The organism is Oxalicibacterium sp., from assembly GCF_057353965.1.
Genome location: NZ_JBMQZD010000001.1, coordinates 532,499 through 543,211, shown reverse-complemented (window position 1 = coordinate 543,211; position 10,713 = coordinate 532,499). Strand labels below are relative to the sequence as shown.

Here is a 10,713-nt window from a genome sequence, read left to right as displayed (position 1 = left end):
GGACGCATGCTAGAATTTCAGCGATACCTTAGATGTGAATCCGCGATGGAGACGGCCGCTGTGCGGCGTCATCGACAGTTGCCGAACCTGTAGAGCGCGGCTGCAATTTACAGGCTCGCCAGCTTCCCGACAGAAAAATCGAAAGAAGCCGTGTTGAAATTCCCACCCCCGAAAAAATTAATCATCGCCTCGCGCGAAAGCCGTCTTGCCATGTGGCAGGCCGAGCATGTGCGCGAAAAGCTGGCCCTATTATATCCGCAGTGCACGGTGGAGATTCTCGGAATGACGACGCGCGGCGATCAGATCCTGGATCGCGCGCTGTCGAAAGTGGGCGGCAAGGGGCTGTTCGTCAAGGAACTGGAAACGGCAATTGCCGACGGACGCGCCGACCTGGCCGTGCATTCGCTGAAGGATGTGCCGATGACGCTGCCGGACGGTTTCAGCCTGGCGGCGGTGCTGGAACGCGAGGACCCGCGCGATGCCTTCGTCTCCAACGACTACGATTCGCTGGATGCGCTGCCGGACGGCGCGGTGGTCGGCACCAGCAGCCTACGCCGCCAGTCGCTGATTGCCGCGCGCTTCCCTAAACTGGTCGTGCGTCCGTTGCGCGGCAATCTGGATACGCGCCTCGGCCGTCTCGACCGCGGCGAATATGCCGCGATCATCCTGGCCGCCGCCGGCCTGAAGCGGCTGGGCATGGAACAGCGCATACGCGCCATTCTGCCGCCCGAACAAAGCCTGCCGGCGCCGGGGCAGGGCGCAATGGCGATCGAGATTCGTGCCGACCGTGACGATCTTCGGCAATGGCTGGCACCGCTCGAGCACGACGCGACCGCGCGTATTGTCAGCGCGGAACGCACCGTATCGCGCAATTTCGGCGGCAGTTGCCAGGTGCCGCTGGCAGCTTTCGCCACGCTGGACGGCGAGACGATGAGGCTGCGCGCGATGATCGCGACGCCGGACGGCAAGCGCGTCGCCAGCGCCGATCTGGCCGGTCCCGCTGCGGCGCCGGAAGAGCTGGGCACGCGTATCGCGATGGAACTGCAGCTGCAGGACGCGCATGCGATCCTGGAGGCTTGCAAGGCGGACCCCGTCGGAGATGCCTGAACTCGTGCATGAATTGCCGCATGTCGTCGTCACGCGGCCAATAGCGCAGGCCGACGTGCTGGCGCAGCGTATCGCGGCGTTGGGGCGCACACCTGTCCTTTTCCCGTTGCTCGACATCCTGCCGCTGCCCGATACGGCGCCGCTGTGTGCGGCGCTGGCGGAGCTCGACCGCTATGCGCTGATCGCCTTCGTCAGCCCGAATGCGATCGATGCCGCGTTCGCCGCACGGCCGGACTGGCCGCATGGCCTGCGGCTGGCCGTGGTCGGCGACGGCAGCCGCGCGGCGCTGGCTCGTCACGGCATCACGCCGGACAACAGCACCATCTTCATCCCGCACGATCGGGAGCGTACCGATTCGCAAACCTTGCTGGAAGCGCTGGATTTGCCCGCGCTGCATGGTAAGGACATCCTGATCGTGCGAGGCGAAACCGGGCGTGAACTGCTGGGCGATGCTCTGCGCGCCGCCGGCGCACGCGTGACGCCGGTCGCCGCATACCGGCGTGCGATGCCTGCCTTCACCGAACAGCGGCGCGGCGAACTGAAGCGGCTGCTGGACGGTCAGAACGACTGGATCGTGACCAGTTCCGAAGCGCTGCGCTTTCTGGCGCAGATGGTTGGGCAACTCGATGACGAGGATGAAGGGGAGGCCGTCGCAAAAATGCAACAGCAAAGAATCATCGCATCGCACGTACGCATCGCTGAAACCGCGGAATCGCTGGGTTTTCGCGATGTCATTCGCAGCGCTTCAGGCGACGACGGCTTGTTAGCCGCGTTACAATCTCTTTCATGAATGACATGCCGACTTCCCCCGACCCAGCGCCGCAAGCCATTCCGGCTGCCGCGGCTCCGTCCCATACCGTCATCGATGCCAAGCCTGTAAAGAGCAAGAAGCAGGGCGGCCGACAAGGTGTCCTATTCGTCGTCGTGATCCTGCTGGCCGCCTTGCTGGCGGCGCATGCATGGTATGCGCAGCGCGAACTGTCGGAAGTCCGCGCCGAGGTTGCGCGCCGCATGCAGAGCGGCGACAACATCAGCAACGAAACGCGCATCATCGCCAAGTCGGTCCAGGAAACCGTGACCGAGCTGCAGGCCAAGGTCAATGTGCTGGAAAACAAGCAGGTCGAAGCGCAGAGCCAGCAACTCGCGCTGGAGCAGCTGTATCAGGATTTGTTCAAGCGCCGCGACGACTGGGCGCTGGCCGAAGTCGAACAGGTGCTGTCGACCGCCAGCCAGCAATTGCAACTGGCCGGCAACGTGCAGGGCGCATTGATTGCGCTGCAGAATGCGGATGCCAAACTGGCGCGCGCCGAGACGCCGCAGTTCGTCAACATCCGCCGCGCCATCGGGCATGACATCGAACGCCTGAAAGCCTTGCCGAATCTGGATTTGACCGGCATCGCCCTGCGTCTGGACAGCGTCATCAGCCAGATCGACCGCATGCCGCTGCTGTCCGACGAGCATCCGGCCTTGCCTGCCACCGAACCGAAGAACCGTCCGTTGCCGCAGGCGAAACATGTGAAGGCCGGCAAGGCAAACGCGGATGCCGCAGCAGCGAACGAGACGAACGACTGGTGGCCGCAAGTGAAGGCGCGCTGGGAAAGCTGGTCGAGCGAAATGTGGAACGACGTGCGCCAGCTGATTCGCGTGCGCAGCGTGGACAGTTCGGATGCGCTGCTGTTGTCGCCGAGCCAGGCCTACTATGCGCGCGAGAACCTGAAGCTGCGCCTGCTGAATGCGCGTCTGGCACTGCTTTCGCGCAATGAAAGCGCCTTCCGCAGCGACATGGCCGCCGCGCAGGACAGCATCGCGAAATACTTCGATACCCGTGCCAAGCAGACGCAAACCGTGCAGGCCCTCCTGAAGCAGGTGCAATCGAGCAATCTGGCGATCGAAATGCCGACTCTGGCCGAAAGCCTGAACGCCGTTCGCAACTTCAAGGCCAAGCCTTGATCCGCCCACCTGACAGCCGACCGTACCTGACATGCGCTTCTTTCTCTGGATCCTGATACTGTTCGCCGCCGCCATTGGCCTGGCCGTGGCGGCGCACTTCAATGTCGGCAACGTGGTGTTCTTCTATCCGCCATACCGTGTCGATCTGTCGCTCAATTTCTTCATCCTGCTGGCGATCCTGCTGTTCGTGGCCATCTATGCCGTGCTGAAGACGGTGCGTGTGGCGCAGGCGATGCCGGGACGCGTTGCCGCCTATCGGCGCGAGAAGCTCGAACGCAAGGGCAACCAGGCGCTGCGCGATGCGCTGAAATCGTTTTTCGAAGGCCGTTTCGGCCATGCGGAAAAGGCTGCCACGCGTGCTGCCGAGTCGCCGGAAAACGCCGGACTGGCTGCGCTGATTGCGGCCCGTGCCGCGCACCGCATGCAGCAGAACGACAGGCGCGATACCTGGCTGGCGACGGTTGATGACGAACAGGGACTGAAGACGGCGCGTCTGATGACGGCAATCGAATTGCTGGTGGACGAGCGCCAGCCGGAACAGGCGCTGGAAGTCGTCAAGGAACTGAACGCCAACGGCACGCGCCACATTCACGCGTTGCGTATGGCGCTGAAGGCTAACCAGCGCGCCGGCAACTGGCCGGAAGTGCTGCGGCTGGTGCGTTCGCTGGACAAGAACCGTGCCTTGCATCCGGCGCTGTCGACGCGCCTGCGCGAACTGGCCTATCAGGACCTGCTGCAGAATCCGGCCAACGATGCGGAATCGATCCGCAACGTCTGGTGGAGCATTCCGGCCGAAGAGCGTGTGCATCCTTATGTCGCGCTGCATGGTGCGCAGGCATTCAATCGCTGCGGGCTGCATGACGATGCGCGTGCGGCGATCGAGAAGGCGATGGAAGCCGAATGGGACGAGCGCCTGCTGAAGCCGTATCGTGCTGCAGCCGCACAGGCCGGCGAGCCGGCGCTGCTGGCGCAGATCGAGCGTTGCGAGGACTGGAACCGCAAGCATCCGGGCGATCCGGAGCTGGAATTGACGCTGGGCACGCTATGCCTGCGTCAGCATCTGTGGGGCAAGGCGCAGCGTCATCTGGAACAGGCGCTGTCCGATGCGACGCATCCGCGCATGTTGCAGGAAATCCATCTGAAGCTGGCGCAGATGCACGAAGCGCTGAACCAGCCGGAACAGGCGGCTTCCCACTACCGCCAGTGCGCCGTCGCCACGGCGCTGTAACTTTTCTTCCGAATATTTCTCTCCGCACTTTCTCTGCGGCAGGCTTCGTCTGTCCGCCCGGAAACGGATGGCGGGCGGCAGGATGCCGAACGGGGCCGGCGGGAAAATCGCTATAATCACGGGTTTGCAGCATCCCTCCGATTTCCCCACTTTCGAGAACACACCATGAGTCTGAACAATGTCCCGGCCGGCAAGGATCTGCCGAACGATTTCAATGTCATCATCGAAATCCCGATGAATGCCGATCCGGTCAAGTACGAAGTCGACAAGGAAAGCGGCGCGATTTTCGTCGATCGCTTCATGAGCACGGCGATGCACTATCCGTGCAACTACGGTTACATTCCGCAGACCATCGCCGACGACGGCGATCCGGTGGATGTGCTGGTGATCACGCCGTTTCCGCTGCACCCGGGCGTGGTCGTGCGCTGCCGCGTGATCGGCGTGTTGAAGATGAGCGACGAAGCAGGCGGCGATGCGAAGCTGCTGGCGGTACCGGTCGACAAGATCCTGCCGATCTATCAGCACTGGCAGAAACCGGAAGACATCAACGACCTGCGCCTGCAGCAGATCCAGCATTTCTTCGAGCACTACAAGGATCTGGAAAAAGGTAAATGGGTCAAGGTCGAAGGCTGGGGCGGTCCGGACGAAGCCAAGGCGGAGATTCTGGCCGGCGTCGAAAACTACAAGAAACAGGCCAAGGCCTGATTCGACTGCGGTTCTTCGTACGTTTTTCGTACATTCTGCAACAGTAAAAAAGCGCACTTCGGTGCGCTTTTTTTATGGGGTTCCGTGCTCGATCCTGCGACGAACAATCTAGAAAAATCTAGCGGAGTCGCATCAGCCGGCTGCCGAACTGGTTGAACGCCAGACCGCCGAGTACCAGCAGGCCGGCGACGATCTTCCACCATTGCAGCGGTTCGTCCAGCAGCAGCGTTGCGCTCAGCATGCCGAACACCGGTACCAGCAACGTGAAGGGTGCGATGGTGGCGGTCGGGTATTTGCGCATCAGGATCGACCAGATGCCGAAACCGATGAGGGTGTTCGGATAGGACTGGAACAGGATCGCGCCTACCGACGGCCATCCGGCGTGATGCAGCGTCTGCATCCAGACCGTCGGTCCTTCGATCAGCAGCGATGCGCACAGCAGCAGCGGCGTCGCCACCAGCGAACCCCAGACGACCAGCGGAACGGGGCGCACGTCATGCATCTTTTTCGTCAGGATGTTGGCCATCGCCCATGACAGGCCGCCGGTAATCACCAGCAGGAAACCGAGCACGGTCGCATGTCCTTCCAGATGCAGGGCGACCAGCAGCATGCCGGCCAGCGCGATCAGCGCGCCTATCCATTGCGTTACCCGCGGACGTTCGCCCAGCAGCAGAATTGCCAGGCCGATCGTGAAGAAGGCCTGCAACTGGATGACCAGCGAGGCCAGCCCTGCCGACAGCCCCAGTTTCATGCCAGAGAACAGCAGCGTGAACTGCACGGCGAACTGGAACAGGCCGTAGCCAACCAGCAGCGTCCACGGAATCGTCGGCCTGCGCACGAAAAAGACCAGTGGAAACGCGGCGAACATGAAACGCATCGCGGTGAAGAGAATCGGCGGCAAATCCTGCAGGCCGACCTTGATGACGACGAAGTTGATTCCCCAGATGCCGACGACGGCAATGGCGGTCAGGATGTCGGCAGGATTCATGGAGAGGGATACGTTGCGGTGAGGCGGCCGCGGATGCAGCCAGCCTGCGCATTGTATCGAAGTACGGCGATCTCTGCCGTCAGCGCAGCAGCGTGTAGGCGGCGATGGCGCCTGCGACGAGAACGCTGCAGATCGGCCAGAAGAGCCGCGACTTCTGAAAATCCGGTGCGTTTGCAGGCTGCTCGGCCAGCTCCTGCTTGGGCATGCGTTCGTGTTCGCGGCGCGTGCGCGTCAGGTGGCGCTTGATGTCGAGCGACATTTCTTCCGCTGTCTGATAACGCTTTTCGGGCTTCTTGCTCATTGCCTTGACGACGATGCGCGACAGCCACATCGGCACGCCGCCCTCGACCATGTGCGGTTCCGGTGCGGCCTTGAAGGCGATCTGCTGCAGGAGTTTGTCGGTATCGGCGGCATGGAACGGTTTGCGGAAGGTCAGCATTTCGTACATGACGGCGCCCAGCGAATAGACGTCGGTGCGGGCGTCGACCGTGTGGCCGAGCGCCTGTTCGGGCGACATGTAGTTTGGCGTGCCGAGCAGGTTGTCGTGGAACAGCGTGAATGGTTCTTCTACGTTGCGCGCATCGGGCACGCGGTTGGGCGCGCGTGCGATGCCGAAGTCGACGATCTTGGGCTGGTGGTCGGTCACGAGGAAGATGTTGGCGGGCTTGATGTCGCGGTGGATGACGCCGTTGCGGTGCGCGTGTTCCAGCGCATCGGCGATCTTCCACGAGATCGAGGCGACGTCGTCCGGCGAGAAGCGGTGGCCGGCGGCCATCGTCTTGTTCAGTTCGCGACCGGGCAGGTATTCCATCGCGATGTAGGTCCAGTCGCCTTCGCTGGATGCTTCGTAGATCGTGACGATGTTGGAATGCGCCAGACGGCCGGCGGCGCGCGCCTCGTTGATGAACTGTTGCTCGTACTGTTTTTTCTCTGCCAGCGGCATCCGGTTGCGGAAGGTCTTCAGCGCGACATCGCGATCGATGACCGGATCGTGCGCCAGGTAGACGACGCCGATGGAGCCGCGTCCCAGTTCGTGCTTGATGGAAAACCGTCCTATCCGTGCCGGGCGGTCGTGGATCGGTTGCAGAGGCGTAATGGTCGATGTCATCGTGGACGTAGCATGCACTGACGTTCGCAGGGTGGCAAGCCCCATGTTCTGGGTAATTGCACGGCGGCTACAGCGTGTCGGACATTCTCGGACGCAGTCAGGTCCGGAATGGATTGTGCTCGTTCAATTCGTCGATGTAGCCGGCGATGCCGCTGCTTTCCTGCTGCAGGAATTCTTCTACTGCATGCGAAAAACCGGGATGCGCGAGCCAGTGCGCCGACCATGTCTTTTGCGGCAGGAAACCGCGCGCCATCTTGTGTTCGCCCTGCGCGCCGCCTTCGAAGCAGGCGATGCCGTGCGCGATGCAGAATTCTAGCGGCTGATAGTAGGCGGTTTCGAAATGCAGGCAGTCGACGTGCATCAGCGCGCCCCAGTAGCGGCCGTATAGCGTTTTGTCGTCATGCACGACCAGAGACGATGCGATCGGCTGACCATCGCGTTCGGCGACGATCAACAACAGGTTGTCCGGCATCGTGGCGCCGATGCGCAGGAAAAAATCCAGGTTTAGGTAAGGCGTCGAATGATGGGCGGCGTAGGTGTGGTCATAGCAGCGCTTGAAGAAGCGCCAGTCGCCTTCGTCGGCTTGACTTCCTGAGATGTGGCGGAACGTCACGCCGGCTTCCTGTACCTTGCGGCGTTCGGCGCGAATGTTCTTGCGCTTCTTGCGTTCCAGCGTGTCGAGGAAATCGTCGAAGCTGTGGTAGCCGGCATTGAGCCAGTGAAACTGTACGCCGCTACGCAGCAGGAAACCGGCTTCCTGCAATTGCTCGGCTTCCTGCGGCGGCGGATACAGGATGTGCGTCGACGAAAAATCGTTGCCCTGCTGGATCGCACACAGCGCGGCAACCAGCGCGGCACGCGACTCAGCATCGCGTGCCAGCAGGCGCGTTCCGGTGACCGGCGTGAACGGAATGGCCGACAGCAGCTTGGGGTAATAGTCGAGGCCGTTGCGGCGATAGGCATCGGCCCAGGCCCAGTCGAATACATATTCGCCGTAGGAATGGCTTTTCGCGTACAGCGGCAGCGCCGCTTCGAGTCGCTCCACGCCGTCGACGTTGCGCCACAACGTCAGGTACTGCGGCTGCCAGCCGCTGCGTGCCGACGCGCTGCCGCTTTCATGCAGCGCATCGAGGAAGGCATAGGACAGAAACGGCGTGGCGTCATCCTGCAAGGCCAGCAACGCATCCCAGGCCGATTGGCCGATTTCCGCCAGCGACGACACGATGCGCGGGCGATAGGCGGGCTGTTCGGCGGATGGTCCGATGGACGGTGCGCTATCCATGCAACGGTGATTGAACGGCTGAAAGGTTGAAGGGCATGTGGGATACGGAGATCGGATGCTGCGTTGGCTGTACGGTGTCGATTGTGCGGTGATGCCTGCCGATTCTACGCAAAAAACGCCATCGCCATGTGCGGCAGCCTTGCGAAGCGAACTGCTACTACAATACGACTTCGCAATATGGCTTTACAGGACGACTGGAAAACCGCCCGTCGGATGCAGCACGATGAGGCAGGTTGCATCGCAATAGCCGGCAAGGAACGACGTCAGGACAAGGACAACATGAAAGGCAATTTCTTCAATCTGTATGCGCATGGATTTGCGCGCGTGTCGGTCGGCGTGCCGCGTTGCAAGGTGGCCGACCCGCTGTTCAATGCGCAGCAGACCATCGCGCTGGCGAAACAGGCGGCCGATGCCGGCGCCGCGCTGGTCGCTTTCCCTGAACTGGGATTGTCCGCCTATACCTGCGACGACCTGTTTCATCAGAACGCCTTGCTGGACGGCTGCCTGCAGGCGTTGGGGCGAATTGTCGATGCGTCGGCCACATTGCCGCTGGCGATGATCGTCGGTCTGCCGCTGCGTGTCGAACACCAGTTGTTCAACTGCGCGGTGGTGGTGGCCGAAGGCCGGCTGCGCGGCGTCGTTCCCAAGACCTATCTGCCGAACTACGGCGAATTCTACGAAGCACGGCAATTCAGTTCCGGCGATTGCACCAATGTGCAGCGCATCACGCTGTTGGGGCAGGAAGTGGAATTCGGCGCATCGCTGCTGTTCGACGTGAAGAACATTCCGTTGTTGCGCTTCCATGTCGAAATCTGTGAAGACGTCTGGGTGCCGATTCCGCCATCGTCGTTCGCCGCGCTGGCCGGCGCGACCGTGCTGGTCAACCTGTCGGCATCGAACATCGTGATCGGCAAGTCCGGCTACCGACATCAACTGGTGTCGCAGCAGTCGGCGCGTTGCCTGGCCGCCTATCTGTATTCGTCGGCCGGCATGGGCGAATCGACAACCGATCTGGCTTGGGATGGCCAGTCACTGATCTGTGAGAACGGCGAACTGTTGGCCGAGTCCGAACGCTTTTCCGACGAATCGCATCTGATTCATGCGGACATCGATCTCGAACGCCTGTCGTCGCAGCGCATGCACCAGACGACCTTCGGCCAGTCGGTGCGCCGGCATGCGGACGAGGTGGCACGCTTCCGTACCGTGTCGATGGAAATCCCGGTCGATGCCGACGGCAAGCTGCCGCTGCAGCGCAGGGTAGCGCGCTTCCCTTATGTGCCGGCCGATGCGCGCAACCGCGATGCGCGTTGCGAAGAGGTCTACAACATCCAGGTGCAGGCGCTGATGCAGCGACTGGCGTCTTCCGGACTGAAGAAGGTCGTGATCGGCGTTTCTGGCGGACTGGATTCCACGCATGCGCTGCTGGTCTGCGCAAAGACGATGGACCGGCTTGGCCTGCCGCGCACCAATATTCTTGCCTATACGATGCCGGGTTTTGCCACCAGCGAACGCACGCTACGGCAGGCGCGCGAGCTGATGGAAGCGGTCGGCTGCACGGCGCAGGAGATCGACATCCGGCCGAGCTGCATGGCGATGCTGAAGGATCTTGGCCATCCCTATGCGTCGGGCGAGGAAGTCTACGACGTCACCTTCGAGAACGTGCAGGCGGGCGAGCGCACCAATCATCTGTTCCGGCTGGCGAACCACAATCAGGCTTTCGTGATCGGCACCGGCGACCTGAGCGAACTGGCGCTGGGGTGGTGCACTTACGGTGTGGGCGACCACATGTCGCACTACAACGTCAACGCCAGTGTGCCAAAGACACTGATCAGCCATCTGGTGCGCTGGGTGGCAGAGAAGGGCGAGATTGGCACCGCGGGTGCTGACGTGCTGCTGCGCGTGCTGGATACCGACATCAGCCCGGAACTGGTGCCCGGCAAGTCGAACGGTGCGCCGGAGCAGAAGACCGAAATGGTGATCGGCCCGTACGAACTGCAGGATTTCAACCTGTACCACGTACTGCGCTTCGGCTTTGCACCGAGCAAGATCGCCTTTCTGGCGCTGCACGCATGGGGCGACCGGGAAAAGGGCGCATGGCCGGAAGGCGAGCACGTGGCGCGTCGGCAATACGAACTGGCTGACATCAAGAAGAACCTGGCAATCTTCCTCGACCGTTTCTTCCACCAGAGCCAGTTCAAGCGTTCCTGTATCCCGAACGGGCCCAAGGTCGGCTCCGGCGGTTCGCTGTCGCCGCGCGGCGACTGGCGCGCGCCCAGCGATTCGGAATCGAAGGTCTGGCTGGCTGATCTAGCCAACGTGCCGGACTGAGATGCGGGACTGAACGA

The 10,713-nt window shown here is 62.1% G+C and carries 9 protein-coding genes; 6 read left to right on the top strand and 3 right to left on the bottom strand.

Annotated features, from left to right (window positions below):
• Positions 1-153: 153 nt before the first annotated feature.
• The 5 genes from hemC to ppa all read left to right on the top strand — a co-directional run bounded on the left by hemC (position 154) and on the right by ppa (position 4,990).
• Complete coding sequence (hemC, locus tag ACO1VH_RS02690) at positions 154-1,107, top strand: hydroxymethylbilane synthase (RefSeq protein ID WP_486242238.1); 954 nt, start codon at positions 154-156, stop codon at positions 1,105-1,107.
• On the top strand, positions 1,100-1,897 hold the full coding sequence (locus ACO1VH_RS02685) for a uroporphyrinogen-III synthase (RefSeq protein ID WP_486242236.1): 798 nt from the start codon (positions 1,100-1,102) through the stop codon (positions 1,895-1,897). Before hemC ends, ACO1VH_RS02685 begins: the two co-directional genes overlap by 8 nt.
• Positions 1,894-3,057 carry a uroporphyrinogen-III C-methyltransferase gene (locus tag ACO1VH_RS02680; protein ID WP_486242234.1) on the top strand — a complete coding sequence of 388 codons (1,164 nt, stop codon included), beginning with the start codon at positions 1,894-1,896 and terminating at the stop codon, positions 3,055-3,057. Before ACO1VH_RS02685 ends, ACO1VH_RS02680 begins: the two co-directional genes overlap by 4 nt.
• A gap of 31 nt (positions 3,058-3,088) precedes the next feature.
• Positions 3,089-4,285 carry a heme biosynthesis HemY N-terminal domain-containing protein gene (locus ACO1VH_RS02675; protein WP_486242233.1) on the top strand — a complete coding sequence of 399 codons (1,197 nt, stop codon included), beginning with the start codon at positions 3,089-3,091 and terminating at the stop codon, positions 4,283-4,285.
• A gap of 165 nt (positions 4,286-4,450) precedes the next feature.
• Positions 4,451-4,990, top strand: coding sequence for an inorganic diphosphatase (ppa, locus tag ACO1VH_RS02670; protein WP_486242232.1), 540 nt, complete (start codon positions 4,451-4,453; stop codon positions 4,988-4,990).
• Positions 4,991-5,108: 118 nt separating this feature from the next.
• Here ppa and ACO1VH_RS02665 read toward each other — a convergent pair whose 3' ends face one another.
• The 3 genes from ACO1VH_RS02665 to ACO1VH_RS02655 all read right to left on the bottom strand — a co-directional run bounded on the left by ACO1VH_RS02665 (position 5,109) and on the right by ACO1VH_RS02655 (position 8,368).
• A complete protein-coding gene (locus tag ACO1VH_RS02665; RefSeq protein WP_486242230.1) occupies positions 5,109-5,978 on the bottom strand; it encodes an EamA family transporter in 870 nt (289 codons plus the stop codon).
• 79 nt (positions 5,979-6,057) lie between these two features.
• Positions 6,058-7,086 carry a serine/threonine protein kinase gene (locus tag ACO1VH_RS02660; RefSeq protein WP_486242229.1) on the bottom strand — a complete coding sequence of 343 codons (1,029 nt, stop codon included), beginning with the start codon at positions 7,084-7,086 and terminating at the stop codon, positions 6,058-6,060.
• A 97-nt stretch (positions 7,087-7,183) separates the two neighbouring features.
• On the bottom strand, positions 7,184-8,368 hold the full coding sequence (locus ACO1VH_RS02655) for a GNAT family N-acetyltransferase (RefSeq protein ID WP_486242227.1): 1,185 nt from the start codon (positions 8,366-8,368) through the stop codon (positions 7,184-7,186).
• 279 nt (positions 8,369-8,647) lie between these two features.
• Here ACO1VH_RS02655 and ACO1VH_RS02650 point away from each other — a divergent pair, with 279 nt between their 5' ends.
• Positions 8,648-10,696 carry an NAD(+) synthase gene (locus ACO1VH_RS02650; RefSeq protein WP_486242838.1) on the top strand — a complete coding sequence of 683 codons (2,049 nt, stop codon included), beginning with the start codon at positions 8,648-8,650 and terminating at the stop codon, positions 10,694-10,696.
• The last annotated feature ends 17 nt before the right edge of the window (positions 10,697-10,713 follow it).